Genomic DNA, 25,999 nt, shown 5'->3' on the forward strand with positions numbered 1-25,999 from the left:
CAGTTTATTACCCGCTAAATTGATCACTCACCGATTACCCGCCCGTCCACGAGATCATTATATTCAAAATCCTTCTGCAACAAGCCGTGGTCTTTCATCCAAGCAATTGTTTTTTCCACGCCCTGTTTGTCCGGCAGCCGGGGAGCGGAGAAGTGCAGCCTTAAAGGGTGTGCTTGGCTGGCTAATACTTCCTCCGGCACCCGTGCCTTTTCGGCAATAAGTTCATCATACTGCCGGGGATCGGCCTGCAAATCTTCCACCGCCCTGGCGTAGGCGCGCATCATTTTTTGTACCCCGGCCAGGTTGGCGTCCAGCGTTTCCCGGCGCACAATCACCACCGTCTGGGCCACGGTGTTTTCCGTGTTGTCCACCACCAGGTGGGCTCCTTTTATTTCCGCCAGGGTGGCAAACGGGTCGGGCAGGGTGGCCGCCTGCACATTGCCGTTCAGCAAGGCCTCAAAGCGGATGGGCAGCTTGACCATGTTATTTTTCTTGATTTCCTCCGGCTTCAGACCTCCGGCAACCAGCAGGTTATCGGTGATATATTCATTGATGGTGTTCAGGGACAAGGCAATGGGCACGTTCTTTAATTGTTCCGGGGACGTAATGCTCGAATCCGGCGCTGACAAAATAGCAAACCGGTTCTCCCCCGGCACCGCCCCCTGGCCCACGGAAACGGCTTTAACGACAGTGCCGCCGTTGTTCATGGCGGCGACGGCCAGCATGTCACCGATGCCGGCGTCTATCTTCCCCGCCGCAAAGGCGCTGTCCCGCTCCAGGGCGCTGGGAAAGGGCACGAGTTCCACTTCAATGCCCTCATCCCGGAAGTAGCCCTTTTGCTCAGCCAGCCAGAAAGGCAAATTATCCGTAATGGGCATCATGCCCACTTTGATGGGGGCCGGTTTATCATTTTCCGCAGCGGGCTGTTTTCCACCGCCGCATCCGCTCAGCACCAGCAGCAAGCCGGTCACAACCAGCAAAACAAATATTTTTCGACGCAAACCCAACATATTTCGCCTCCTGTTAATTATTTGTGCATCATGCTGATTTTTTTCAAAATTTCTACTTCCCGCAGGCCAAATCCTGCCCCGAGATTGCTGCGCCCCGGCTTTTAAGCACGGTGTGCCCGGTTATCATAATCAGCCTGCAAAAAAGCCAAAATAACTGCATACTGAACAACAGGAGGTTGTATTATGCCGCGAGATAAAAAGGCCAAAAAAGAAAGCCGAACCATTAACCAGGGTCTGACCAGAAAAGAAGAACTAAATCGCGTCCGGGGCTACACCAAAATAGTCGACCCCGAACGCGGCTAACCAGCGGGGTCAGACTTAAACTTCTTTAAACTAACTGCATTATCTTAATATCAGGTTAATGTGGTTAGTTTAATTCAGTTTAAGTCTGACCCTCTTTTTTGCTTATTTTCATTAACTGTGCTACAATTTTTTTGATCACTACAAGCGACAGGCGGGTGTTGTTAAATGAATTTTTTTCAGGAAATAAGAGAGCAGATTTTGTGGGATTTCCGGCTGGAAAATGAAAACAAAGACCGGCGGCTGGGTTATGCCTTTGTTATCGACGTATTTGAACAAACCCCTCGGTTGGCCCTGTATATCGTTAAAAAGCATTTGAGCAAAACCCAAACCATGCAGGAAGAACACCAGCCCCCCAGGGAAATGCTGCTCAAGGCGCTGGAAGAGCAAAACGTTAACTTAAAATATGACAATATATACGATATTAACGAAGAAATACGCCACTGGCTGGAACAACATATCTTTAATTAACATGTGGGCATATATCGCAACATATAGATTTTATGATTGCTTTATGATATAATCAATTAACCTGTTAATTTTTATTTGATAATTTCCGAATTATCAATAATTTTACAATGGGGCGATGATATGAAGTTAACGGAAGAAGAAAAAAGAATAGCCGCCGAAACCACCCGGCAAATTTTATTCCAGTGTAATGATAGCCGGGGTAATTTGATCCCCGTACTGCAGCGGGTGCAGGACAAACTGGGCTACGTGCCGCCGGTGGCCATGGAGGAAGTGGCCGCCCACTTCCAGGTGCCGCCCGTGGACGTTTACGGGGTGATAACATTTTACAACCAGTTTCGTTTGACCCCGCCGGGCAAAAGGCAAGTTAAAATCTGCATGGGCACAGCCTGCCATATGCGGGGCGCACACATCATCCAGGACTCCTGGGAACGCCGCCTGAACATAAAGGTGGGTGAAACCACCGAAGACCGGGAATACAGCCTGGAGCGGGTGGCCTGCGTGGGCTGCTGCACCATGGCTCCGGTGGTGGTTATCAATGAAGAGGTGCACGGTAAAATAACCCCCACCAGGGTGGACGGGCTGATATTCTCACACCAATTGGATAAGAAGAAGGAGCAGCAGAATACGAAAGAAGGTGACGCAACCAGTGAGTAAAGAAAGTGCAGCCGCCGCGGCATTTGCCGCGTTACAGGAAACCGCGCAGCAAAACTGGGCCGGGTTGCGGGAAAAGCCTCTGATTTTAATCGGCGCCGCCACCTGCGGGCGGGCGGCGGGGGCGCTCAACCTGCTGGAGGAAGTAAAAAATGAACTGGCCCGCCTGCAACTGGACGCCAATGTGCTGGAAGTGGGGTGCATGGGCCACTGTTACGCCGAGCCCATTATGGTTATTTATAACGAGGGTTTCCCGCCCATTTGTTACGGATATGTAAACGAGGGCGTGGGCGCGCGCATTGTACGCGACTTTTTAACCGAGGGTGACCCGGGTATTGAATTCGCCCTGGCGGCCCTGGAGCCCAACGACATGTTTCCCACCTTCGCCGATTTTCCCCGGGGCATCCACGAAAATAAAATCGTAATGGAGCAGTGCGGCTTTATAGATCCCACAGACATTAACCATTATATCGCCACCGGGGGCTACGGCGCCCTGGTCAAATCGCTGGCCATGACACCTGAGGAAATTATCGATACCGTCAAGTCTTCCGGTTTGCGCGGGCGCGGCGGGGCCGGGTTCCCCACCGGCGTCAAGTGGGAAACCTGCCATAACGCTCCCGGTGATACCAAATACGTTATCTGCAACGCTGACGAAGGCGACCCCGGCGCGTTCATGGACCGGACCATCCTGGAATCCAACCCGCACTTGATGGTGGAAGGGCTGATCATTGCCGCCCGGGCGGTGGGCGCCCAAAAGGGTTATGTCTACATCCGGGCCGAGTACCCCCTGGCGGTACAGCGGGTGACCCTGGCTGTGCAGCAAGCCCGGGAGAAAGGTTTACTGGGCGACGGAATTTTGGGCAGCGAATTCAATTTTGAAATAGAGATTTTCCAGGGCTCGGGCGCTTTCGTATGCGGCGAGGAAACGGCGCTGATCGCCTCCATGGAGGGCCAACCCGGCCTCCCCCGGTATCGCCCGCCCTTCCCGGCGGTGGCCGGTCTGTGGGGCAAACCCACTATAATCAACAACGTCAAGACCCTGTCCTATGTTCCGCATATTGTTAAAAACGGTGCTGATTGGTTCAAGAAGACCGGTACGGAGAAAAACCCGGGCACGGCCATTTTTGCCCTGGCCGGCAAGGTGGTGAACACCGGCCTGGCAGAGGTGCCCATGAGCACCACGCTGAACGAGCTGATTTTTGATGTGGGCAGCGGTATCGCCAAGGGCAAACAGTTCAAAGCGGTGCAAATCGGCGGGCCTTCCGGGGGCTGCCTGCCGGAATCGGCCATGGACACTCCCATTGATTTCGACTCCCTTACCCGGGCCGGGGCCATGATGGGTTCCGGGGGCATGGTGGTGCTGGACGAAGACGACTGCATGGTGGAAATCGCCCGGTTCTTCCTGGACTTCACCCAGAAGGAGTCCTGCGGCAAATGCACCTTCTGCCGCCTGGGCACCAAGCACATGCTGGATATTCTGGAGCGCATCACCAAGGGGCAAGGCCGCCCCGAAGACATCGACGTTCTTCTGGAACTGGCCGATAAAGTCAAAGCCGGTTCCCTCTGCAGCCTGGGCAAAACTGCGCCCAACCCGGTGCTCAGTACCATCAAATATTTCCGGGAAGAATACGAGGCCCACATCAATGAGGGACGCTGCCCGGCTAAAATGTGCAAGGATCTGACAGCCTATTACATTCTGCCGGAAAAATGCGAACGCTCCTGTGACGCCTGTGTAGGCAGTTGCCCGACCGAGGCCATTTACGACAACGAAGACCGCATCAAGGTAATCAATCAGGAGAAATGCGTCAAGTGTGACAGCTGTATGGTGGCCTGCCCGCCCCAGTACAAGGCCGTGGTCAAACTGTCGCCGCCTCACCTGGTGGAGGAAAAGGAAAAGGAATACAGGGAGGGGAAAAAGAAATGGCAGAAAAAGTAACCATCATCATAGACGGCCAAAAGATCAGCGCCACGGCCGGAGAAATGCTGCTCCGGGCAGCCCTGGACAACGGCATTTACATTCCCCACCTGTGCGCCGGCGGGGAAGAAACGGGGCATCCCCCGGCATCGTGCCGCCTGTGCTTCGTGGAGGTGGAGGGCCGCCCCGCCCCGGTGCCCGCCTGCACCCTGCCGGTTACCGAGGGTCTGGTAATCCAAACCCGCAGCGAACGGGTGGACGGCCTGGTTGCCGCGGGCTTTGAGCTGCTCATGTCCAATCACCGCCTGGACTGCAAAAACTGCCCGGCCAACGGCAGCTGCGAACTGCAGCGCATCGCCAAGGCCCGCAAACTGCGCCTGAAACCCAAAAACCTGCCGGTGCTGGATAAGAACCTCCCGGTGGACGACAGTGTACCGGGCATAATATACGACCCCAACAAGTGCGTGCTGTGCGGCCGGTGCGTACGGGCCTGCCGGCGCAGCGGCAGCGGCGTGTTGGGCTTCACCCGGCGCGGTTACCAGCGCGTGGTCACCACCTTCGGCGACTCAACCCTGGCGGAAAGCGGCTGCACCGGCTGCAAAGAATGCGCCCGGGCATGTCCCGTCGGGGCTTTGTCCCAAACCGATTAGGAAATCGGCCGGTTATATATTATAGTTAAAAAGTAAAAGACAGGCTATTTTTCTTGGCAATTTTAACCAGGAAAAGTAGCCTGTCCCCTTTTTAATCCTGTCCCCTTTTTCATCACGTTTTTTGCATCCGGAAACATTTCAGCGTATCAATTTTCCAGCACGTCATACCCACACTGCCATCCGTCTCCACGGCGGAGGCAGCGCCCGCCGGGGCCAGTTCCAGCACCAGCGGAATATACTCGGTAAGGGGTTCATCGGGCGCCGCATGCCCGGCGGTGGTTACCGGCACCCGCGCGTGATGACTGTCTATGTTCTGTAGTTCACCAATTTGCGGGTTATCCAGCAATGCCTCCAGGTTGGTTCTTAAATCCCCGACTATCCCACCCAGCGCGTCCCGCAAAAAGTTCTCATCTTCCGCCAGCAGAGCAACGCCCGTCAGGTCCGCGTTACCCAGGGCATAAAACCACATGCCCATAAAATAACCCTGTCCCCTGTTATCCAGCAAACGCCAGAAAGTCAGCGTATCGCCGTCTTTAATCGCTTTCAGAAAAGCGCCCACCATGTCCGCCCCGCTCCGGGCGTACACGGCATCGTTTAAGTTTTGCAAAAATATCCACCCCGCAGCATCTACTATTTAATCATGTTTACCATCTTACGCTATCTTATCCATCAAAGCAAGCAATTTCACAAAAACAAGCTAATTAATTTTACCATCCGGCCAGTACATGCCCAGGGTATTGATGAAGGCGCCCTGACTACTACCATTTTCCATAACATTAATGTACCGCCGCTGCGGTGCCGGAGTCATCTTTTCGGCCAAATGCTGCAGCAATTCCTGCGGGGGGGTGTATTGCCGGCCGTTATTTATTTTATTATCTTGGTTTACTTTTTTTTTGCGTAACTTTTTCTTAACCGGCCGGCGAACCGTTTTCGGCGCTGCCGGCAGCGGATTAACCTCCACCAGGGCCGGGGCGACCGCCGGCGCTGCTTCCAAACGGGCTTCCAGGGTCCGCGAGGCTGTTAAATTTTCCTTGTCCGGAGCGGAATCGGCCCGGGGTTCCAGTTTGAGCTGCCAGAGCCGGTCCCTTAGCTTGACGGCCTCGTCCATCATTCTTTCCAGTTGCAGCACGTCTTCCGGCGTACCTTTTTCGCCGGCGGCGCGCTCAATTAAATCGGAATTATAAATCATCCAGTCAAATAATCTTTCAAAACTTTGATCAATATCTTCCAGCACAGACCGGGCCTTTTTTACCACCGTAGCGCTCAGCCACGCTTGTTCTTCCAGCAAACTTTGCAATTCCTGCCGCTCGCTGTTGTTTAATTTTCCGACCCGGGCGCCCAGTTCCTCCAAGCGCAACACTACGTCTTCATACCTTTTAAACATCAACAATAAACACCTCCATTATAAAAAATTGCATATATTCCATAATTTTCCTTCAGGGGAGTAAAAAAATTTATTGGTTTTTATCTTCCATTTCCTCTTTGATCTTTTTATTATTAAACATAGAACGGAATAAAATCACACCCAGCCATACCCCGGCAATACCGGTCACCACCGGGTCGGCGAAAAAAATGTACGGGTAGGTTTTGCCGCCGTACTGCAGCCAAAAAGGCCCCGGCACCAGGCTCAGTACGGCGGCCGGTATACCTTGCATAACCAGCAAATCCGCGTCAATCTTTACTTCAATGACCCAGCCCCAAAAGCGGCCCAGCTCGATCAACATCCCCGCCAGCACTGCGGTGGTTGACAGCATCAGGGCGGTGCCCCAATCCCCCACCGTCCCGGACACCGGTTGAAATTTGCTGTGAAAAAAGTAAGTATAGATCAGCAAAAAAACAGCAACGCCGAGAAACGCCTGGCCTAACACATAACGGTCTTTTTTTTTCAATTTGCACCACGCTCCGAATTATCCGGTGTGTTTCCCGCAGTTGCTTTCTTATACTGCTGCCAGTTGCGGCAAACCATGGGCGGCCATAAATTTTCGGGGTCCAGCGTCTGAAAGGCCGTTAAAAACCTGGTGCGCAGTTCCGGGTACCGGTCGCTGAGCATGGTCACCAGTTCCTTCATTTCTTCCCTTTTGGTTTTGCCGTTAACCGGGCACAGGCTTTTGACCACGGGAATTTCCTGGCGCTGCACGAACGTTTCCACGGTCTTGCCCGTAATGTAAATCATGGGGCGAATTAATGTTATGTCGCTGCGGTCCATGTACGTCACCGGCGAAAAAGTCCTGAACTGCCCGGTATACACCAAGCTCATGAGGAATGTTTCTATGGCGTCGTCCAGGTGATGACCCAGCGCCAGTTTGTTCAATCCCAGGGCCCGGGCGGTATTGTTGATCGCCCCCCGGCGCAAGTTGGCGCACAGCGCGCAGGGGCTTTTTTCCTCCCGGTGCTCAAAAACCACCTCGCCAATATCCGTTATCTTGTTGGTAAAGGGAATATCCCTCTGCCGGCAGAAATCTTCCATGGTGTCCACATCCATGGGCCAGCCGGGGTTGACGAAAATGGCATGCAGGTGGAAATGCACCGGCACTTCCCGGCGAATTAAATACAAAACATGCAGCAAAGCCATACTGTCCTTGCCGCCGGACAGGCCCACGGCCAGCCTGTCCCCGTTTTCGATCATACCATAATTGGTAATCGCTTTTTTAACCTTGCCCTTGAACCATTTCAAATAAGCATTTTTCAACTGTATCACCTTTAATAATGTAATTTACGAAAATTTATTGCAGGAATGCGTACCCGGGCCAAGAACCTTAGAATTATTTTATAATAATCAGGTGAATTTAAACATGAAGAAATTATTAATTTCAATGTTTATTGCCATAATACCTTTTTTGCTGATTTCAGGCGGCACTTACCCGGCAGGGCAAAATGTATTATTTACCTTTGATGACGGCCCCAATCCGCTTTATACCCCGCAGGTTCTGCAAACATTGCATGAAAACAATATTCAAGCCGTTTTTTTCGTGGTCGGGCAGGAAGTCCTCAAACACCCCGATTTACTGGCTGAAATCGACCGGCACGGGCACCTCATCGGCGTACATACCTTTTCGCACCGAAATATCACTGAAATGACGCACGCTGAACTCCGGCGGGAAATTCAAGCAACTGCCGAGTTAATCAACCGGATAACGGGGCAAAATCCCGTTTATTTCCGCCCGCCCCGGGGAAAACACAACCGGGCGCAACTGGATTTAATCTACAACATGAGCTACGTCCCTGTCAAATGGCACGGCTGCCTGGAAAAAAGAGGAGTTGATAAGCCGGAGCAACTGGTCAACGACTTAATTAAACGAATACGTCATATACCGAACCCCGTTATTTTATTGCACGACGGCGACCCCGCCCATTACCACGACCGCACTGCCACCATGCAATCATTGCCGCTGTTGATTGAGCGGTTGCGGGAAAGCGGTTACGGTTTTGCCGACCCCCGGGACAGTTCCAAATTAAGGCAGGTAGAACTTTAAAAAGGGGACAGGCACCATTTTCAAAGAACGAAAATGGTGCCTGTCCCCTTTTTCTGTTAAATCCTGGCAATCCAGTTATAACCGCTGTTGTTGTCCCAATTATTAGCGCTGTCCTTGAAACAAAACGCCATCGTATGGTCTTTCATCGGCACGTTTTTCTCCCACCCCCGGGGCGTGCGCTCCATGGACATGGTGGTAGTATCCCGCCAGTTCTGGGGATCGCTATATCCGCAATGCAGAAAAACCTGGTCGGCACCGGATTTACTCAGCAACCCGGTGTAACAAATATTAATCTGGTTGCCAAATGCCGGCCGCACCTCAACACCTTTTTCAAAGTCTTTCCAACTTTGCAAAATAACACCTCCATCATTTTTTACCTTTGACGATTGATGAGACGAAACCATTAATTATAGTGCTGCTTTTTGATTCATTTATGCGTGGAAAAATGTTATATTATTATTAACTGGATTCTATATAACTTTTAGGAGCACGCGATGAACTGGTTGCTTACTTTTTTGCTGAACGCGCTGGCCGTTGTACTCACCGACCGTTTACTGGAAGGTGTACGCATTGCAGGTATATTGCCGGCACTCATGGCGGGTGCCGCACTGGGTATTGTCAATACTTTTTTGCGCCCGGTATTGCTGTTATTTACGCTGCCGCTGACCATGTTAACTATGGGACTGTTCATATTTATCGTGAACGCCATCACCTTTACAGTCGCTTCCTGGCTGGTGCCGGGTTTTGATGTGCTTAATTTCGGCGGCGCTTTTTGGGGGGCAATAATCACCGGGATTATCAGCTGGCTGTTAAATATGATTTTTCAAGAACACCGTTGATGTTTAACCATACTTTTACACGTTTGACATTTAGTTAAATACTTTATAGAATAACCATAAAACAATCAGTATATGTTCTTACAACAAGCCGCAATGTATCGGGCCAGCAAACTCCAACAATCCATTATTCGGGAGGTTTGGTCCCATGATCGTTAAAGTAAAGGGAATTGCCTATGATATTTCGGGCAGCCCGATAATTCTGCTTACCGACCCTACGGAAAAAAAAGTGTTGCCCATCTGGGTAGGGCTGCTTGAGGCCCATTCCATCGCCCTGGCCATGGAAGGCACCCCGCCGCCTCGCCCCATGACCCATGACATAACCATTACCATTTGCGACACCCTGGGCGCCAGGATAACCGGCGTGGAAATCACCCAGTTGAAGGATAGCACCTATTTTGCCGAATTATACCTGCTGTCGGGCGATGATAAGTATATGTTTGACATCCGACCCAGCGACGCCATAGCCCTGGCTATCCGAACCCAAACACCCATCTCCATATCCAAAGCCCTGCAAGGACAAATGCTGGATATTGAGGAGATTCTGGATGAAGAAGCCCGGGAAGCCCTGGAGGAATTATCCAATAACTTGTTACAGGAATATAAAAAGTCACTCCACTAAAAAAGCAAAAAGGGGACAGGCACCTTTTTCAAAAAGCGAAAAAGGAACCAGTCCCCTTTTTGTGATTAAATTATTTCTTCTGTAACAGGTATATCTATACACACCGCCGTACCCTTGCCGATGTTGCTGCGCAGTTTGATCCTGCCGCTGTGGGACTCCACAATTTTTTTGCATACCGTCAGCCCCAGACCGACTCCGCTTGGCTTGGCGGTGACAAAGGGTTCAAAAATTTTTTCCCGGATTTCCCTGTCTACCCCCAGGCCGTTGTCTTCCACTATAATGTAGACACGACCCTGGTTTTCCGTGGTGATGATGCGCAGCCGACCTCCGCCGGGCATGGCGTCCAGGGCGTTTTCCAGGATGTTCCCGAATACGGCATGCATTTTTTCCCGATCCAGGTTTAATTTCGGTAGGGCGGCGTAATCTTTGACCACCACCACGTCCGGGTCCATTATCGGACCCAGCGTTTCCACTACTTCGTCAAGCAATTCGTTTATATCCAGCCATTCTTTCTTCAGGTTCAAGTCCTTGGACAAATTGTACAAAAAACTAATGGTTTTATCCATGTTTTTAATCGAGCGGTCCATCTGCTCAAGGTCCTGCTGGGCCATCACCCCGGAAGTATAATTCCGCGCCAGTGAATAAAATGACATTTTCAAGTTGGAAAGCGGATTGCGCAGTTCCCTGGCCATCACCGAGGAAACCGAGCCCAAAAGCTCCATGCGCTGGGTTTCTTTACCGTTATCGCCCGGAGATTGGTGATCTCCATTTTTTCTGTTGCCGGGTACAATCACTCCATCCAGTTGCCAGCTGGTTTGCCTGATCCTAATGTTTTTAATGGCGGGAGCAAGCAAATTGGCCACCATTTCCAGCACCTGCATATCCTTTTTGGTGAAGTCACCTTCTTTTTCCGTTCGCCCCAAGTGAATACTGCCCAGCACATAATGGCCGTCTTTAATGGGGGCCCCTGCTGTATACAATATACCCAGCGGCGCAAGGACCTGCAAATAAAATGGATGTTTTTTAACCCGTTCCTGGTCCAAGATTTGTGTGGAGCGCCACGGTCTGCCGGTAGCCTTGATTTTTTTCAGCAAAAAGTTATTACCCGCCCGCTTGCCCAGTGACGTGTGAAATTGATCATCACCGCCCACACCCACTTTAAGATTCAAGCGGCCTTTTTCTTTGACATAAAGACCGCCTATCTGGTAATGCATGATTTGTTCCAAGTAGGCATGGACTACTTCAAACATATTTTTTAACGGCAACCTGGAAGTAATCACCCGGCTAATTTCCAGCAGCACGGCAAATTCCCGGGGTGAAAGCCCGTCGCCGTTGACTTTCTCCTGGAGAGCAGGCAATTTAATCACCCTTACCGATGTTGATATGTGTACAATGAGGTATACTGAATATATCATTGCACTATACCGGTAAAAGGTCAACAAAACGCCTGTGAACGGTCACATACATTATCCCTGCGGTGATTAACGGGGATAAAGCGCGCTTTTTTCTCTTGCGTGTCCAGTGGTCGCGCTGGTTAGTTCCGCCCTAAATTAAGGTGGATATTTTTCAGGGTAGACCCCCAGGCCGCTAACGCGGCACCACGGTAAAAAGGGGACAGGCACTTTTTTCAAAAAACGAAAAAAGAGCCAGTCCCCTTTTTACCCCTTTTTACCATGTCGCATGGCGCGGCAAAAGGTTTTTCAATCCTCACCGGAGTGCCGCCAGCAGTTGTTCCTGTCTGTGTACCGAGCCCCGCAATATCAGGCGGTAGATGTTTTCTACCATCTCCGGATCCAGGTTGTTTTGCCGCGCCGATTCCCTGGCCCGGCAAATGATTTCCCGCTCCCGGTCGTGGTCGATCACCAACCGGCGGCCTTTTTTGACGGCGGCCACCCGGTCCACCACGGACTGGCGCATGGCCAGCAACTGTAAAATCTCACTGTCCACCAGGTCTATTTCACGCCGTAAAAAGGCCAGATCATCCAGACCACAGGTTGTTGCGGCATCCGGCGCCTTGTTGTCCGCGGCGGCCTCGTAACAACCCAAAATCTTTAACCATAAAGTATTTTCCTTCACCGACCGCAAGGCGTCGGCAACTTTGGGTTCATCCTCCCCCCCCGCCAGGTCGATAAAGAAAATGTAATCGCCCAGTTTGCGACCGGCGGGCCTGGATTCAATGCGGGTCAAGTTTACCTGTCGCAGGGCAAATTCCCTTAAAATCCGGTACAGCGCGCCCGGGCGGTCCTTTACGGACAGCACCAGCGAAGTTTTGGCCGGGCTGCCTGTGAACGCCCTTTCTTTTCCCAACATCAGGAACCTGGTCACATTGTCGGGGTTGTCGTGACTATTCTCGACTAATATTTCCAGCCCGTAAGCGTGCGCCGCGCTTTCGGAGCCCACCGCCGCCCAGGGCTCTTCGCTGCCCGCCACCGTCAGGGCCGCCGCCGCGGTACTCACTGTTTCCACCACGGTTGCACCCGGCATATTGTTTTTTATAAATTTACGGCACTGGGCCAGAGCCTGGGGATGGGAATACACTTTTTCAATTGCCGAAAGCGCCACCCCCGGGCGCGCCAGCAAATGCTGCCGTACCGGCAACATTAGTTCACCGGTAATGTATATACTTTGCACAGTCGACAGCAAATCTAAAGTTTCCCCCACCGGGCCGCCCAGGGAATTTTCCACCGGCACCAGGCCTGCGGCCAGCCTGCCGTCTGCAACTTGTTCAAATATAGCGTCCAGGCTCGCGCAGCATACCGGCGTATACCAGTGATCACGGGCCCAGCACAGGGCCGCGGTATGCGAAAATGTACCCTGGGGACCCAAATAACCAAGTTTGTGCATGATCATCCCACCTACCGTATTCATCTTTATCCCACCGTCCGGCGGTTATATTTCACGCCCTACCGCTTCGGCCAGGTAACGCAGGCTGCCCATTAAAACATCGAATTCCCCGGGGTCCAGCGACTGCGGCCCGTCACAAAGCGCCGTGGCCGGGTCGGGGTGCACTTCGACAATCAAACCGTCGGCCCCCGCCGCCACCGCCGCTCTGGACATGGCACCCACCAGTTCACGTTTACCGGTGGCATGGCTGGGATCGACAATTACCGGCAGGTGGGTCAAGGTTTTGGCCAGCGCCACCGCGCTAAGGTCCAACGTGTTTCTGGTACTGTTTTCAAAGGTGCGAATGCCGCGCTCGCACAGGATGACGTCCTCGTTGCCGGCGGACACAATGTATTCCGCCGCCATCAGCCATTCCTCCACCGTTGCCGACAGGCCTCTCTTAAGCAACACGGGTTTCCCCGCCTGTCCGACCAGGCGCAGCAAACGGAAGTTTTGCATATTCCGCGCGCCGATTTGCAGTATATCCACGTACCGGCAGGCCTTTTCCAAACTTTCCTCGTCCACCACTTCGGTTACGGTGGCCAACCCGGTTTGGACGGCGGCTTCCTGCAACAACCGCAACCCCTCTTCCTCAAGCCCCTGGAAGCTGTAAGGGGACGTTCTGGGCTTGTAGGCCCCGCCCCGCAGCACATTGGCGCCGGACCGGCGCACGGCGCGGGCCACGGTCAGCAGCTGCTCCTCGCTCTCCACCGCGCAAGGCCCGGCGATAACGGTCAATCCCGGCCCGCCTACCTCCACATTGCCAACCCGCACCACGGTGTTTTCCTCCTTGACTTCCCGGCTGACCAGTTTGTAAGGCTTCATGATGCGCATCACTTTTTCCACGCCGGGCATGTTTTCCAGGCCGGATGCATTGACAGCCTGCCAGTCCCCGACAGCACCGATAACTATACGCTTGACCCCCCTGATCATGTGCGTTTGAAAACCGCAGAGCCGCAACCGGCTGTTTACATTTTCAATTTGCTCCATGCTGGAATGCAATTTCATGACTACCACCATGGCAATCCCTCCATAAAATATATATAAGCCCGCCGCACGCCCCACAGGGACGAAAGCGACGGGCTACTTCCGCGGTACCACCCTGGTTGACCCGCTGTGGCAGCGGGTCCACTCTTGCAAGGTACGGGAAAGAATTCCCCGGCGGCAATCGCGTGCAATTTAAAAAGCCTCTCATCCCCAAGGGACGAGAGGCTGTGCCACCGCGTTACCACCCTAGTTGACCCGTTCTTATTCAAAACAGGCCCACTTGATAAGAGTACGGGAAAAACTTCCGATACCCCCTTCCCTATAACGTGGGAAGCATACGTCCTGGCCTACTTACCTGCAATGTGGTTTCAGCCGGCTCCTCCGGAGAGAACTTCAGATGGTCATGACCCGGGAACGCTTCCAGTCAACGACGTCCCCTCCCTGGGGGCCTGTTTCCAGCCTACTTTTCTCCTTCACTGGATTTGATGCGCTTTATTGATTATGTTGTCATATAATATAACACCTCTATGGCCACTTGGCAAGTTTTTTTTATCCGGAATAAAGGGCATTGGGCTGTAAATTAATGCCATACATCTTCAGCCATAGGTTATTGCCCCGGCTCCTGAACAATTGCACGTGAAAATTCTGGAGATTGTGTTACAATAAACTTAGTTACCAAGGGGTGATTGCATCATGTCGGGTGATAATGAAAAAATATTGACCCGGGATTTCATGTTGTGCTTTTGGGCCAACTTTTTGTTTTTTGGCACCAATTTTTACCTGATTCCCATTTTACCGGTATATCTCAAGGAACTGGGCAACAACAATACCTCCATCGGCGTAATTATCGGCGCTTTTTCCTTTTCAGCCATCTTCCTGCGCCCCCTGATGGGCTGCCTGGCGGACAGTATTCCCAAAAGGAGATTAATGCTGGCCGGCACGGCAATTTTTATTGTTTCGCCTTTACTTTATTTAACCACCACATCAGCGGCCTGGCTGACCCTGATCCGGATTGCGCACGGGATGGGCCTGGCCGCCTATGCCGTAGGCTCCATCACCTTCGTCGCCCAAATTGCGCCCCGTAAAAGGCTCAGCCAGGCCACGGGCATTTTTGTCACCTCGGTTAGCCTGGTCACCGGCATAGCCCCCATAGTGGCCACGCACTTAAAAAATTTCCTGGACCTGCCGGAACTATTTATGGTGCCCAGCATAGCTTCCGCCGTGGCCGCGGCGCTGGTGCTGCTTGTCCGAGAACCGGCGGCCCGACCTCACCTGCGCCGCGAAAAGCACGATTTCATCGGAACCCTGACGGACCGCCATGTGCTGGTGCCGTCACTGGTTTTTGCCGGCACCATTTTAACGCTTGGTGCCATTACCGCCTTTTTGCCGCTGCTCGTGATTAACTGGGAATATAACAACCCCGCCCTGTTCTTCGTCGTCTATTCCGCCGTCATGGTCATCATGCGCCTGGTGGCCGGCAGCGTTCCCGACCGCCTGGGACATGAGCGGGTGGTGGTGCCCTGCCTGTGCCTGGTTGCGGTGGCCATGTTATTGCTGGCCCGCAGCCACAACGCCTTAACCCTTGCCATAGCGGCCATTGTGTTCGCCACGGGTTATTCGCTGGCCTACCCCAGCCTTAACGCCCTGGTGGTGGAACACGTACCGGCACACCGGCGGGGGGCTTCCCTGGGTATTTTTTCCGCTTCGGTGGATCTGGGCAACTTCCTGGGCCCCGTTTTTATCGGTTTGTTGGCCGATGTGGCGGGGCTGCGTCTCAGCCTGGCCGCCTCCGGCCTGACGCCGCTGCTGGGCGCCTGGTTGTTCGCCCATTATTATTTGAGCAGGCAAAACAAGGTGCAGGTGAAACACATGTAGCCCCCGGCATTTCCATGCCTGGACGCTACGGTGACTACAACCCCAGTGGTCTGTATTATTTTACATCTATGGAGGGATTGCATTTGACCCAAAAACACGATTTGGAACCTTTCGTCAACCCACAGTCGGTGGCCCTGATCGGCGTTTCCTCCCGCACCGGCCCCGGCACCTTCAATGTTCTGGAACAAATGCTCAGCCGCGGCTACCGGGGCCGGGTATACCCCGTCAATCCCCGGGGCGGCACCATACTGGGCGTGCCGGCCTACCGGTCGGTGGCGGACATTGACGCTCCCGTAGACCTGGCCGTCATATCCACCCCGCGCACTGCCGTTCCCGGGCTGGTCAGGCAGTGTGCGGAAAAGGGTATAAAATCGGTGGTTATTATCACCCAGGGATTTTCCGATGCCGATGACGAGGCCGGGGCGCGGATGCACCGGGAAATAGTCGAGACCGTCCGGAGTACCGGCATCAGGGTTGTAGGACCCAATACGCTGGGTGTCATCAATACGTTTAACAACTTCAGCACATCATTTCTGAAGTTTGATGTCACCAACAGCCCGGTGGGGGTAATTTGCCAGTCGGGCATCTTTCTGGCCGCAGCCCAGGATTTCACCGGCGGTATCGGCATCGGCATTGACATCGGCAACACTTCCGACATTGGTTTCACCGAGTGCATGGAATACCTGGCCGGCGATGACCGTATCAAGGTAATCAACCTGCACATGGAAGGCTTGCAGGACGGCCGCCGGTTTTTACAAGCGGCACGCCGGGTCACCCCCCAAAAGCCTGTGCTGGTGCTGAAAACGGGCAGCAGCGAGGAAGGCGCCCGGGCCGCCGGTTCGCACAGCGGTTCCCTGGCTGGCGAGGACGCAGTATTCTCCGCCGCCTTTGCCCAGTGCGGCATAATCCGGGTGGAAGACTCCGCCCGCCTGGCCGAACTGAACCGCACCTTTGCAACATACCGACATATGGCCGGCAAACGTATCGGGGTGATGACCATCAGCGGCGGCGCCGGCATCATGGCTGTGGACGCCTGCAGCAAATACGGACTGAAAACAGCCGGCCTGGCCCCCAAAACCCGGGAGGTGTTGGAGAGTGTTTTCCCCGACTGGATGCATGCCGGCAACCCCGCAGATATCTGGCCCGCCGGCATGGCCAAGGGATATGGCAAAATTGCCGCCCTGGCCCTGGAAACAATACTGGCCGACGACGGGGTGGACGCGGTGCTGGGCATAACCCCGGCCTACGTACACCCGGACGAAGACCCACTCAATATCGTCGGCCCGGTCAACGAAATCGCCGCGCGCTACCCGCACAAACCCACCGCCCTCTGGGTGTTCGGCCCCCACAAGGAGCGGTATGCGGAAAGGTTCCGGGAAACGGGCGCGGTGGTGGTTTACAGCTCGCCGGACGATGCCATGTACTGCCTGGCCCGGCTGTACCGGTACCATAACGAAATCAAAGGCAAAACATACCCGGCCTTCCGGCCACCGCAAGATATTGACCGGGGTAAAGCAGGCATCGTTTTGGCCGCCGGGCGGCGGGCCGGCCTGCCGGCATTAAACGAGCAAGCCCTGGACATCATGGAAGCATACGGCATCCCGGTGGTGCGGCGGGGCCTGGCCGAAAACCGGGAGGAAGCCCTGCGCCTGGCGGAAAAACTGGGCTATCCCGTGGTGATGAAAATCGCCTCCCCCGACATCACCCACAAATCAGACGCCAGCGGTGTTCAACTGAACATAAATTCCCCGGAAGCCCTCGCCCTGGCTTACGGGGAAATGATGGACAACGTCCGGCGCCGTAAGCCCGAGGCCCGCATTGAGGGCGTGCTGCTGCAAAACCAGGCTTCCGGCGGCACCGAGGTCATCCTGGGCGGGCGGCGCGATCCCCAATTCGGGCCGGTGCTGGTTTACGGCCTGGGCGGCATATTTACCGAACTGATGCGTGACGTGGCCTTCCGGGTGGCGCCGGTAACTCCCGTAGAAGCCCTGGATATGATTAAACAAACCAAATCCTACAAAATCCTTTCCGGCGCCCGCGGTCGGGCGCCCGGGGATATTGACGGGCTGGTTGATTGCCTGGTCAGGCTGGGAACCCTGCTGCAAGACCACCCGGAAATCGGGGAAGTGGATATCAACCCGCTCCTGGTCGGGCCGGATGGCTGCCTTGCCCTGGATGCCCGCATAATCCCTGTTTAAAAGATGAGCCGAATTGAAAGAGCCCTGTTCGGGCTCTTTTTATTTATTAATTATTTTAAAAATTAGAAGGATTCTTTTACCTGTATATCTAATATATAAAATTGTCTTATTTTATCAAAATTTTCTTGAGCATTTTAAAGTTACACTTGGGGGGAGAAGCATTGAACGGAAGACTGAAAATTAGTCTCAGGCAAAAACTTGTTATTATGTTTTTGCTGGTGGTGGCGCTGGCCACCGCCACTGTGGTCATCTTTGCCTACCGTGCGGCCTACAGGCAATTTGAAGCCAACTTCAGCCGGAACATAATGGATACCGCCGTCACCGCGGCCATCAATATCGACGGTGACAAACACAGTAAAATAAAATCCAAAGCAGACATGCAAACCAGGGAATACCAGGAAATCAGAGCATATTGCGAAGAAATCAAAAAACAGCTTGGCGTTCCCTACGCTTACACACTGGTAACCAGGAATGATAAAGTATATTTTATCATCGCCACGGAATCTCCGCCGGGCAAGGAGTACAGCTGGCAGTCAGGGATGAAAGAGGCCTTTGCCGGCCAGCCATCCAGTACAGAGGGTTTTTATACCGACCAGTACGGGACATTTAAAACCGCTTACGCGCCTATAAGAAACAATGCCGGGCAGGTTGTGGGCGTTATGGCCATTGACTTTAATGCCGGTGAAATACTGGCTATGAGAGCAAAAATTTTACGGAGCGTGGCCATACCCGCGGTAATTGTCGCCCTGGTCTGTGCGGGTCTGGCTGTTTGGTTCGCCAGAAGAATCGCCGACCCCATGAAAGAACTGGAGCAAAGCTGCCGGGAGATGGCCGGCGGGGACTTCACCCGCACCATCAATATCAGGAGTAATGATGAAATTGGCCAGCTGGCCCAAAGCCTGAACGACATGAAGATTAATTTAAAAGCACTGATCACCAATGTCAAGCAGCAGGCCGAATCCGTGGCCACCCACAGCCAGGAACTGGCCTCCGCCAGCGAAGAAGTGAGCGCCACGGTAGAAGAGGTAGCCAGCACCACCAACGAAGTGGCGGTCGCCTCGGCCCAGGAAGCGGAAAACGCTGAAGAAGCCGCCAGGGAATCCGAACAGATGCGGCAGGTGGCCATTGACGGCAGCCGGGCCGTCCGGGACACCATTGCCAAGATTAATGCCATTGCCTCGTCTTCCCAAAATGTTTCCGTAGCCGTTCAAAGACTGGGCGAACAATCCAGTCAGATCGGGGAAATTATCAATACCATTACCAATATCGCGGATCAGACCAACCTGCTGGCCCTGAACGCCGCCATTGAAGCCGCCCGGGCCGGGGAGCACGGCCGGGGGTTTGCAGTGGTGGCGGAAGAAGTGCGCAAACTGGCCGAGCAGTCGGCCGGGGCGGCCAGTGAAATTACTGACTTGATCAAGGAAATACAAATCGGCGTGGGCGAGGCCATTGCGGCCATGAAACATGGGACCGCAGAGGTCAATGAAGGGGTGCAGGTGGCCGGCAACGCCGGCGACGCAATAGAAAGAATCAGCCAAGCCGTGGAAAATAATACATCCGTCATCCAGAATGTGGCCGCGGGGGCCAGACAGGCCAACGAGGGCACCCAGCAACTCACCGAGGCCGGCGAGCAAATCGCGTCCACTATTGAGCAGGTGTCCGGCGCCGCCCAGCAACTGGCCAATATCGCTACTGCGTTGCAAAAAACGGTGGAAAAATTTAAGGTTGACAGCGATTCCGCAGTCTAAAGCATAAGTATTGAGAAACGCCGCAGCAATTTAGCTGCGGCGTTTTCCCTGTAACTCTTTTTCAACAGCATTTGCCTGGAGAGTTCCCGGCGGCACCGGCCAGGTCAGGCAAGCCCCGCTTTACACTTTCCCGTTCCAACCAGGCTGAGCGGCTGATTATATAAGTTATCAGGATGGCGGCAATAAAGCGTCCCAACAATATAACCAGGCCGTCGGCGCCAACGGCCATGAACAAAGCGGTATCTTCCACCACGGCATGACAAACCGACAGAAAAACATTGATTAAAAACAGGTCCCGCCAGCTCAGGCGCCCGCTGCGGGCCTCTTCGATCAGCACCCCGGCCCCGTAAGCGATACCGAAGATTATTCCCACCAGCAGCGGAAAGGCCGCCTCCCGGGACAGGCGGAATATGCCCACCGCCGGGGCCAGCCAGCCGGCAACCCGGTCCAGCACCTGCAGGTCCCTGGCCAACTCCAGCACCACCATCACCGGAATTACAATAACGGCCATTATGTAGAGGTTTTTGCCCACCCCCAGCAACGCTTCGCGGACAAATCCGTTCCAGTCCAAAAAAACACCTTCTTCATACCCTGCGGGTCCGGTTGCTCCCCGCAAGTGCGTTATTTATACCCTAAATGCGCTTAGCCGACCGCGCTAAAACAGCTTTACCAAAACAAGTTGACCGTCAACCCCGCCAATACCCCCATGATTAACCGCAGCGCCGTCATCAACAGGCCACTTACACCCGTTCTGCCGGATACCGCCGATTCCACCGGCAGGCTGTGGGACAAAAGCAATATGGCGGCTATAATGGTTATTTCCCTGCCGGTCAGGTCCAGGGAAGAAATGGCCCCCAGGGCGGCATAAATGTTGAGCAGCTTACCCAGTACCAACACCAGCGAAGCCTCGCCCGGCAGACCGAAAAAACGCATCACCGGGGCGAACAGGCCGGCGATCCAGCCCATTACCGGGGTGTACTTTAAAAGAGTAACCACCAGGTAAACGGGTACGATTACCCGGGCCAAATGCCAGGTGGTCAATATCCCTTTTTGCAGTCCCCTTTTCCATGTAGCCGCAGTAATCATGCCGCATCTCCCGGTTAACAGTTAATCTTTATGATAGATAACAGGTAAGGTTTCGCTAACAAACCTTTGAAACCTTCCGACAGCGCTTAAAAAAGTTGCGGCATTCACCCTGCCCTGCAGGTATTATATTAATAAGCAGGAAATTTTGACTCGGCAGTATAATATAAACCATAACTTCGTGTCTCCAGCAAGGATGTGACTGGTATGGAGAAAAATGTGGTCAAACACGTGCTGGCTGACGTGTTCCTGATAACCCACAATGCCAAAGGGGAAAGGGATACCATGGCCCTGTATGAATTGCTGCGGCGCTCGTACCGGTCCAGGCAGATGGACTGGCATGAAGAATGTCTGCAAATGGCCTGGGAGCAATACCGTTACTGGCTGCTATCCAGCAGCGCCGGGCCCGCGGGCTACGGGCAACAGCGCAAGGGCCGAACGCGCAAAAAAACGCGGGAGCTGTCTTACCCCATCAGGCTGGAAAAAAGAGGACGCAATGAGTGGGAATTCGCCTGGCCCAGCGAAGTACTCAGCTTGATGAGCAAGTTCGACCTGGGGTGCGAGCACCTGGAAGCAGGCAATATAAATAAAGCCCGTTTCATTTTTAACAGTATCTTAAAGGAATGCCCCTACTTTATAGATGCCCTGAACCACCTGGCGGTAATTGAGTGGGATGTGGGAAATTTAGCCGGCGCCCATGGTTTTTACCTGCAGGCCTACGAAATAGGCCGGTCGGTGCTGCCTCCGCATTTCCGGGGAAAACTGCCCTGGGGCTGGGTGGATAACCGGCCTTTCCTGCGCACCCTGCACGGGCTGGCCCTGGTAAAGTTGCGCCAGGGCGATTCCCGGGCCGCCAAGGAACTGTTGGAGTGGGTTATTAAACTGGACCCGGACGATCATATGGGAGTACGCACTATACTGGAAGATATAAGGAAAGGAACGGTGCCCCAAGATGAATAACCACAACCATAGGAGGTGTAACAATGTCCAACCAAACAGCCTGGCAGAGGGTAAAATTCAAAAATTCCGCCGGTCTGAACCTGGCCGGTCTTTTATACGCCACGGAAAACAAGCCGGGGCCGGTGGTAATTATCTGCCACGGGTTTACCGGCAGCAAGGAAGGCGGAGGTATGGCGCAAGCCATGGGCGAGGAACTGGGCGCCCGGGGCTACAATGTGCTCCTGTTCGATTTTCGGGGCAACGGGGAAAGTGAAGGTTTGTTTGAGAACCTGACTCTTTCCGGCCAAATTGACGACCTGAAAAGCGCGGTGGACTGGTGCAGCGCGGCGGGAATGGGCCCGGTATTCACCCTGGGCCGCAGTTTCGGGGGCACCACGGTGATCTGTCATGCGGCGGAGGACCCGCGGGTAGCCGGGGTATGCACCTGGGCGGCGCCGGCCCGGCTGGTGGAGCTGTTCACTGAATTTGCCGAAGGCCCGGTGGATGACGACGGCGACCTGTACGCCCTGGCGGGCGAAGAGGGCATCATTTACCTGCGCAAGTCGTTTTTCGATGACCTGGCAGGGTTTGACGTGCCCGTACTGGCCGGGAAAATTGCGCCCCGCCCGCTCCTGGTCATCCATGGTGAAAGCGATGAGGTGGTACCGCCCGAAGACGCGGATCTAATTATCGCGGGCGCCGGCGCACCGAAAAAACTGGTAAAAGTGCCCGGCGCAGACCACCAGTTTTCCCGGCATCACCGGGTAGTGTGGGACATTTATTTTAACTGGCTGGGAAATAACACGTAACACGTTATCAGCCCGGCGGCAATAAATATTTCAAACCGTTGTGCAAAGCCCTGGGCTTGAAGCCGAAATTCCTTTCGACGGCATCCGGTTCAGTTATATTGTCTATGGCCATCTGTTTCAGTTCTACGGAGGAAACCGGCGGATCCCGCAACACACTGTCCATGAGCGGTACCACCAGGCGCATCAGCGGAATGGGAATGTACAACTTGTATCTTTTTTCCCCCAGTTGTTCCAACAGGCGGTCCAGCATTTGAGCATAACTCAGGTGTTCCGGCCCGCCGATTTCTATAACCCGCCCCACCATGCTCGGATTCTCGCACATGCGCAGCAGACAGCGCACCACGTCCTCCACCGCGATGGGCTGAAACAGGGTGGTTCCCTTGCCCGGCACGGGGACAAAGGGGCGGGGAAACATCTTCAGCGACTGCACCATCCGGTCAAAAAAGTTGAATCCCCGGCCATAGATCACGGACGGCCGCAAAATCGTCCAGGCCAGTCCGCTCTGCCTGACCGCCTCTTCCCCGCGCCACTTGGAATAAACATACTTATACCTGGGATTATCGCAGGCCCCCAGCGCACTCATATGAATAAAGTGCTTGACACCGGCCTGGCCGGCGGCGATCACCATGTTCAAAGTGCCTTCAACATTAATATGTTCAAATGTATTTTCTCCATGTTCCCTGATAACAGCCACCAGATGGATGACCTTATCCACGCCGGCGCATGCCTTTTGGGCCGCTTTCGGATCGTTGATATCACCCCGGACCAGTTCAACACCCCCGGGCAGTATTTCTTCCGCCTTTTGGGGCGCCCGAACCAGGCAGCGCACGGCATAGCCTTTTTCCTTCAAAGCCGGCACCAGGTGTTTCCCCACCAGCCCCGTACCTCCGGTTACCAGAATCATAAAACCCCTCCCGTCCAGGGCGAGTCGATTTAATCAGCTAACTCATATATTTGTTTTTTAACCGTTAAATTCCTTTAATTAATTTTAGATACTTAATCTAAAGCAAGAACCGATGAATCAAAAGGGGCGTGATGAAGCTCTCCACCGCCGCCGCCAGCACCAGCAGGGGCAGCACCAGCATAAAATATGTCCCCAGCAGTCTTCCCCAGATAAATTCCCCCTGGCGGCGCAGCCCCCCGAAATAAAAACTGGCGCCGCAGGCCAGAAAAAGCGCCCCCAATTCTATAACCCCGTGCGGCAAAAGCCCGAACAGCCAGATTTGAAAAGTATAATGGTGAAAAAGCACGGCCTGCATTTTCGCTGCAAAACCGCTCATGGCGCCGTTTAACAATAAAATAGTCACGGGCCAGATGTTATAAGTAAAAATACCCAGCACCAGGGCGGTAAAACTGACCAGGGCGTTGCGCCCCAGAATAAACAAAAAAATATTTTCCGGCAGCCCCTGGCCGAAGGGGTTGCTCAAAATAATTTCCCGTACCGTGCTGTAATAATCCTCCGCCCGGTCCTGCAACAAAACGGCCAGTATATAGCCGACATAAACAGCGACGGCGAATATAGCGAAACAAATAGCAATTTGTCGATCATAATGCCGTACGCTGTACAGTTCTTTTTTAAACAATGTCAATAACAACATTACCTCTCCTAATATTTAAAATTATCTGCCTTCCCGACTTATTTTTTCCTTGCCGGCTCATAATAATCGTACAGCATAAACAAGTCGGGCTGGTAGCTGTAGTTGCCATAAAGCTCGCGATACGGCACTCCGGGAGTGCTTTTCACCCCGTCAAGCACTTTATGGTAATCCAAACCCAGATGCCGGCAAACATAATGCAACAGGCAAAAGCCCGGTCTCAGGTCGTGCCCCTGAAAAAACCTGAATTGCATAGCCTTTTTTTTACCCTGCGCGTCATAGTAGGTAGTTATGCATTTCATCTCGGGAATGGAAGCAAAATCAAGGGCCGTTTGTATATTCTCCACGTAAACCATCCAGGTCCCTTCGCCAAGATACCAGATATCATTCATAATTGTCACCTCACGATAGAATACTAATACTATCAAAGAAACCGTTATTCCTGCCGGTTAAAACCACTTAATTTCTTTAAATTTACATAAATTTAAAATTTTGCCAAAGGAATTTGACATGAGAGTGTTGTATAAAACAATTGCAAAAAGTGCTTGGTTAACTTATACTAATTAATTGTATCGAAAACCTGCCGAAAAATGTGAGGTAATATAATTGAAAACTACCATTATCGGCGCAGGTAAAGTGGGCAAAGAGATTGCCTCGCGCCTGCTGCAGGAAGGTCATGACCTGGTTGTTATAGAAAAAAATGAAGCCAAGCTGGAAAAGATTGAGGAAGACTTTGACTGCCTGTGCATTAAAGGCAGCGGTGCCGCCGCCAAAACCCTCAATTCCCCGGCCGTAACCCAGAGCGATTTGCTGATCGCCGTAACCAACAGCGATGAAGTAAACATGATCGCCTGCATGACAGCTAAGCGCATCGGCATTCCACGCACCGTTGCCCGGATCAGGGACCCGGATTACTCTCAAAATTTAATTATCAGCAAGGAAGACCTGGGGATTGACCTGATCATCAACCCCGATTACTCTGCAGCTTTGGAGATCAGCCGTTTCCTGACCCTGTCCCTCCCGGTGCACATGGAACCCTTCGCCCGGGGCAGAGTCAAACTGGCCGACATCGCCGTGGACGAAGACATGCAAATGTTTGCCAATAAAAAGTTGATGGACATGGATATCCCCCGGTCTTTATTGATCGTAGCCATTTCCCGCAACGGTGAAATGCTGGTCCCCGGCGGGCAGGATATGGTGCTGCCAGGAGATATCATATATCTCCTGGGCCATTCCGATGTCGTCAATAAAATTTGCGGCAAAGTTAAAAAGCAGCGGCAAAAGGTACAAAGCGTAATTATCCTGGGCGGAGGCAGAATCGGCTTTTACCTGGCGGAAAGACTGTGCGCCCAGGGAATGAAGGTTAAAATAATTGAACAAAACAAGGAAAAGTGCCGGGAACTGGCTGAAAAATTACCCAATGCGCTGATTCTGTGCGCCGACGGCTCGGATTTGGAGTTGCTGCGCCGGGAAGGGATCAAGGAAATCGATGCCTTTGTCACCGTCACCGGCCTCGACGAGGAAAACTTGCTGCTGGCTCTGCTGGCCAAGCAAATGGGCGCCAAAAGGGTACTGGCCAAAATCAGCCGGCCCGGATACGCTCCCCTGGTGGAAAAACTGGGGGTGGACGCCGCCATCAGCCCGCGCCTGATAACCGCCAGTGAGATACTGCGGTTCATCAAGGGCGGCCGCATTTTATCCCTTATATTACTGCTCAACGAGCAGGCCGAAGTAATTGAGCTCATAGTGCAGCCCGACAGCAAAATCGCCGGACGCCCCCTGCACAGGTCCGGCCTGCCCCGGGGAACCATTGTCGGAGCCATCCAGCGGGGGAATAAGATAATCATTCCCCAGGGCAACGACGTAATACTACAAAACGACCGGCTGGTGGTTTTTGCCCTCGGACACAACGTGCACATCGTAGAATCGCTTTGTGGAGAGGAACAAACATAAT

27 protein-coding genes and 1 other annotated feature are annotated in these 25,999 nt (G+C 53.3%); of the genes, 13 read left to right on the plus strand and 14 right to left on the minus strand.

Annotated elements, in window-relative coordinates:
* Positions 1-23: 23 nt before the first annotated feature.
* Positions 24-1,010, minus strand: coding sequence for an ABC transporter substrate-binding protein (locus BM299_RS00400; RefSeq protein WP_092481482.1), 987 nt, complete (start codon positions 1,008-1,010; stop codon positions 24-26).
* 468 nt (positions 1,011-1,478) lie between these two features.
* On the opposite strand from BM299_RS00400, the gene BM299_RS00405 reads away from it, so the two are divergent.
* From BM299_RS00405 to BM299_RS00420, 4 genes are all read left to right on the plus strand, one after another.
* Positions 1,479-1,781: a DVU0772 family protein gene (locus tag BM299_RS00405; protein ID WP_092481483.1), complete on the plus strand. Its 303-nt coding sequence runs from the start codon at positions 1,479-1,481 to the stop codon at positions 1,779-1,781.
* Positions 1,782-1,901: 120 nt separating this feature from the next.
* Positions 1,902-2,435: an NADH-quinone oxidoreductase subunit NuoE gene (gene nuoE / locus BM299_RS00410; protein WP_092481484.1), complete on the plus strand. Its 534-nt coding sequence runs from the start codon at positions 1,902-1,904 to the stop codon at positions 2,433-2,435.
* Entirely contained in the window at positions 2,428-4,368 is a 1,941-nt protein-coding gene (locus BM299_RS00415) for an NADH-quinone oxidoreductase subunit NuoF (RefSeq protein WP_092481485.1), read from the plus strand. The genes nuoE and BM299_RS00415 overlap by 8 nt, the downstream gene beginning before the upstream one ends.
* Entirely contained in the window at positions 4,353-4,997 is a 645-nt protein-coding gene (locus BM299_RS00420) for a 2Fe-2S iron-sulfur cluster-binding protein (RefSeq protein WP_092481486.1), read from the plus strand. The genes BM299_RS00415 and BM299_RS00420 overlap by 16 nt, the downstream gene beginning before the upstream one ends.
* A gap of 112 nt (positions 4,998-5,109) precedes the next feature.
* Here the strand turns inward: BM299_RS00420 and BM299_RS00425 are convergent, their stop codons facing one another.
* The 4 genes from BM299_RS00425 to BM299_RS00440 form a co-directional block, all read right to left on the minus strand.
* Positions 5,110-5,604, minus strand: a complete 495-nt coding sequence (locus BM299_RS00425) for a hypothetical protein (RefSeq protein WP_092481487.1) — start codon at positions 5,602-5,604, stop codon at positions 5,110-5,112.
* Between the two features lie 90 nt (positions 5,605-5,694).
* A complete protein-coding gene (locus tag BM299_RS00430; RefSeq protein WP_131820590.1) occupies positions 5,695-6,387 on the minus strand; it encodes a hypothetical protein in 693 nt (230 codons plus the stop codon).
* 64 nt (positions 6,388-6,451) lie between these two features.
* The gene (locus BM299_RS00435) at positions 6,452-6,886 is read right to left on the minus strand and encodes a hypothetical protein (protein WP_092481489.1); all 435 of its coding nucleotides are present in this window, start codon (positions 6,884-6,886) and stop codon (positions 6,452-6,454) included.
* Complete coding sequence (locus tag BM299_RS00440) at positions 6,883-7,695, minus strand: tRNA lysidine(34) synthetase (RefSeq protein ID WP_342741309.1); 813 nt, start codon at positions 7,693-7,695, stop codon at positions 6,883-6,885. The genes BM299_RS00435 and BM299_RS00440 overlap by 4 nt, the downstream gene beginning before the upstream one ends.
* A 94-nt stretch (positions 7,696-7,789) precedes the next feature.
* On the opposite strand from BM299_RS00440, the gene BM299_RS00445 reads away from it, so the two are divergent.
* On the plus strand, positions 7,790-8,470 hold the full coding sequence (locus BM299_RS00445; protein ID WP_092481491.1) for a polysaccharide deacetylase family protein: 681 nt from the start codon (positions 7,790-7,792) through the stop codon (positions 8,468-8,470).
* Positions 8,471-8,526: 56 nt separating this feature from the next.
* Here BM299_RS00445 and BM299_RS00450 read toward each other — a convergent pair whose 3' ends face one another.
* The gene (locus tag BM299_RS00450; protein ID WP_092481492.1) at positions 8,527-8,823 is read right to left on the minus strand and encodes a carbohydrate-binding protein; all 297 of its coding nucleotides are present in this window, start codon (positions 8,821-8,823) and stop codon (positions 8,527-8,529) included.
* A gap of 141 nt (positions 8,824-8,964) precedes the next feature.
* Here BM299_RS00450 and BM299_RS00455 point away from each other — a divergent pair, with 141 nt between their 5' ends.
* Entirely contained in the window at positions 8,965-9,309 is a 345-nt protein-coding gene (locus BM299_RS00455; RefSeq protein WP_092481493.1) for a phage holin family protein, read from the plus strand.
* A gap of 145 nt (positions 9,310-9,454) precedes the next feature.
* Positions 9,455-9,928, plus strand: a complete 474-nt coding sequence (locus BM299_RS00460) for a bifunctional nuclease family protein (protein WP_092481494.1) — start codon at positions 9,455-9,457, stop codon at positions 9,926-9,928.
* Positions 9,929-9,993: 65 nt separating this feature from the next.
* On the opposite strand, the gene BM299_RS00465 is transcribed toward BM299_RS00460, so the two are convergent.
* From BM299_RS00465 to aroF, 3 genes are all read right to left on the minus strand, one after another.
* A complete protein-coding gene (locus BM299_RS00465) occupies positions 9,994-11,286 on the minus strand; it encodes a sensor histidine kinase (RefSeq protein ID WP_165608111.1) in 1,293 nt (430 codons plus the stop codon).
* Positions 11,287-11,635: 349 nt separating this feature from the next.
* Positions 11,636-12,796 (minus strand): prephenate dehydratase, encoded by a 1,161-nt coding sequence (gene pheA / locus BM299_RS00470; protein WP_092481496.1) that lies wholly within the window; start codon positions 12,794-12,796, stop codon positions 11,636-11,638.
* A gap of 21 nt (positions 12,797-12,817) precedes the next feature.
* Positions 12,818-13,831, minus strand: a complete 1,014-nt coding sequence (gene aroF, locus BM299_RS00475) for a 3-deoxy-7-phosphoheptulonate synthase (RefSeq protein ID WP_092481497.1) — start codon at positions 13,829-13,831, stop codon at positions 12,818-12,820.
* A 177-nt stretch (positions 13,832-14,008) separates the two neighbouring features.
* Positions 14,009-14,284, minus strand: a binding site (T-box leader).
* A 207-nt stretch (positions 14,285-14,491) separates the two neighbouring features.
* Between aroF and BM299_RS00480 the strand changes: the two genes are divergently transcribed.
* The 3 genes from BM299_RS00480 (at position 14,492) to BM299_RS00490 (ending at position 19,619) form a co-directional block, all read left to right on the plus strand.
* Positions 14,492-15,673 (plus strand): MFS transporter, encoded by a 1,182-nt coding sequence (locus tag BM299_RS00480; protein WP_092481498.1) that lies wholly within the window; start codon positions 14,492-14,494, stop codon positions 15,671-15,673.
* An 83-nt stretch (positions 15,674-15,756) separates the two neighbouring features.
* Positions 15,757-17,871 carry an acetate--CoA ligase family protein gene (locus tag BM299_RS00485; protein ID WP_245779580.1) on the plus strand — a complete coding sequence of 705 codons (2,115 nt, stop codon included), beginning with the start codon at positions 15,757-15,759 and terminating at the stop codon, positions 17,869-17,871.
* A gap of 161 nt (positions 17,872-18,032) precedes the next feature.
* Entirely contained in the window at positions 18,033-19,619 is a 1,587-nt protein-coding gene (locus BM299_RS00490; RefSeq protein ID WP_092481500.1) for a methyl-accepting chemotaxis protein, read from the plus strand.
* Between the two features lie 61 nt (positions 19,620-19,680).
* Here the strand turns inward: BM299_RS00490 and BM299_RS00495 are convergent, their stop codons facing one another.
* Positions 19,681-20,190 (minus strand): nucleoside recognition domain-containing protein, encoded by a 510-nt coding sequence (locus BM299_RS00495; protein ID WP_207545086.1) that lies wholly within the window; start codon positions 20,188-20,190, stop codon positions 19,681-19,683.
* Positions 20,191-20,285: 95 nt separating this feature from the next.
* Positions 20,286-20,705, minus strand: coding sequence for a nucleoside recognition domain-containing protein (locus tag BM299_RS00500; RefSeq protein ID WP_092481501.1), 420 nt, complete (start codon positions 20,703-20,705; stop codon positions 20,286-20,288).
* Between the two features lie 204 nt (positions 20,706-20,909).
* Between BM299_RS00500 and BM299_RS00505 the strand changes: the two genes are divergently transcribed.
* Both BM299_RS00505 and BM299_RS00510 read left to right on the plus strand, forming a co-directional pair.
* On the plus strand, positions 20,910-21,662 hold the full coding sequence (locus BM299_RS00505) for a tetratricopeptide repeat protein (protein WP_092481502.1): 753 nt from the start codon (positions 20,910-20,912) through the stop codon (positions 21,660-21,662).
* 23 nt (positions 21,663-21,685) lie between these two features.
* A complete protein-coding gene (locus tag BM299_RS00510; protein WP_092481503.1) occupies positions 21,686-22,450 on the plus strand; it encodes an alpha/beta hydrolase in 765 nt (254 codons plus the stop codon).
* A 7-nt stretch (positions 22,451-22,457) separates the two neighbouring features.
* Here BM299_RS00510 and BM299_RS00515 read toward each other — a convergent pair whose 3' ends face one another.
* The 3 genes from BM299_RS00515 to BM299_RS00525 all read right to left on the minus strand — a co-directional run bounded on the left by BM299_RS00515 (position 22,458) and on the right by BM299_RS00525 (position 24,437).
* Complete coding sequence (locus BM299_RS00515) at positions 22,458-23,354, minus strand: SDR family oxidoreductase (RefSeq protein ID WP_092481504.1); 897 nt, start codon at positions 23,352-23,354, stop codon at positions 22,458-22,460.
* A gap of 97 nt (positions 23,355-23,451) precedes the next feature.
* Positions 23,452-24,039, minus strand: coding sequence for a stage II sporulation protein M (locus BM299_RS00520; RefSeq protein ID WP_165608112.1), 588 nt, complete (start codon positions 24,037-24,039; stop codon positions 23,452-23,454).
* Between the two features lie 47 nt (positions 24,040-24,086).
* Positions 24,087-24,437, minus strand: coding sequence for a hypothetical protein (locus tag BM299_RS00525; protein ID WP_092481506.1), 351 nt, complete (start codon positions 24,435-24,437; stop codon positions 24,087-24,089).
* 214 nt (positions 24,438-24,651) lie between these two features.
* Here BM299_RS00525 and trkA point away from each other — a divergent pair, with 214 nt between their 5' ends.
* Positions 24,652-25,998 (plus strand): Trk system potassium transporter TrkA, encoded by a 1,347-nt coding sequence (gene trkA / locus BM299_RS00530; RefSeq protein WP_092481507.1) that lies wholly within the window; start codon positions 24,652-24,654, stop codon positions 25,996-25,998.
* Position 25,999 lies beyond the last annotated feature (1 nt).

The sequence above is a fragment of the Desulfoscipio geothermicus DSM 3669 genome (assembly GCF_900115975.1).
Classification (GTDB): Bacteria; Bacillota; Desulfotomaculia; order Desulfotomaculales; family Desulfallaceae; genus Desulfoscipio; species Desulfoscipio geothermicus.

What these genes read in the sequence shown, in the direction of transcription:
- BM299_RS00400 (WP_092481482.1), bottom strand. Translation starts at nt 1,010, where the DNA reads ATGTTGGGTTTGCGTCGAAAAATATTTGTTTTGCTGGTTGTGACCGGC.
- BM299_RS00405 (WP_092481483.1), top strand. Translation starts at nt 1,479, where the DNA reads ATGAATTTTTTTCAGGAAATAAGAGAGCAGATTTTGTGGGATTTCCGG.
- nuoE (WP_092481484.1), top strand. Translation starts at nt 1,902, where the DNA reads ATGAAGTTAACGGAAGAAGAAAAAAGAATAGCCGCCGAAACCACCCGG.
- BM299_RS00420 (WP_092481486.1), top strand. Translation starts at nt 4,353, where the DNA reads ATGGCAGAAAAAGTAACCATCATCATAGACGGCCAAAAGATCAGCGCC.
- BM299_RS00445 (WP_092481491.1), top strand. Translation starts at nt 7,790, where the DNA reads ATGAAGAAATTATTAATTTCAATGTTTATTGCCATAATACCTTTTTTG.
- BM299_RS00455 (WP_092481493.1), top strand. Translation starts at nt 8,965, where the DNA reads ATGAACTGGTTGCTTACTTTTTTGCTGAACGCGCTGGCCGTTGTACTC.
- BM299_RS00460 (WP_092481494.1), top strand. Translation starts at nt 9,455, where the DNA reads ATGATCGTTAAAGTAAAGGGAATTGCCTATGATATTTCGGGCAGCCCG.
- pheA (WP_092481496.1), bottom strand. Translation starts at nt 12,796, where the DNA reads ATGAATACGGTAGGTGGGATGATCATGCACAAACTTGGTTATTTGGGT.
- aroF (WP_092481497.1), bottom strand. Translation starts at nt 13,831, where the DNA reads ATGGTGGTAGTCATGAAATTGCATTCCAGCATGGAGCAAATTGAAAAT.
- BM299_RS00480 (WP_092481498.1), top strand. Translation starts at nt 14,492, where the DNA reads ATGTCGGGTGATAATGAAAAAATATTGACCCGGGATTTCATGTTGTGC.
- BM299_RS00500 (WP_092481501.1), bottom strand. Translation starts at nt 20,705, where the DNA reads ATGATTACTGCGGCTACATGGAAAAGGGGACTGCAAAAAGGGATATTG.
- BM299_RS00505 (WP_092481502.1), top strand. Translation starts at nt 20,910, where the DNA reads ATGGAGAAAAATGTGGTCAAACACGTGCTGGCTGACGTGTTCCTGATA.
- BM299_RS00510 (WP_092481503.1), top strand. Translation starts at nt 21,686, where the DNA reads ATGTCCAACCAAACAGCCTGGCAGAGGGTAAAATTCAAAAATTCCGCC.
- BM299_RS00515 (WP_092481504.1), bottom strand. Translation starts at nt 23,354, where the DNA reads ATGATTCTGGTAACCGGAGGTACGGGGCTGGTGGGGAAACACCTGGTG.
- BM299_RS00525 (WP_092481506.1), bottom strand. Translation starts at nt 24,437, where the DNA reads ATGAATGATATCTGGTATCTTGGCGAAGGGACCTGGATGGTTTACGTG.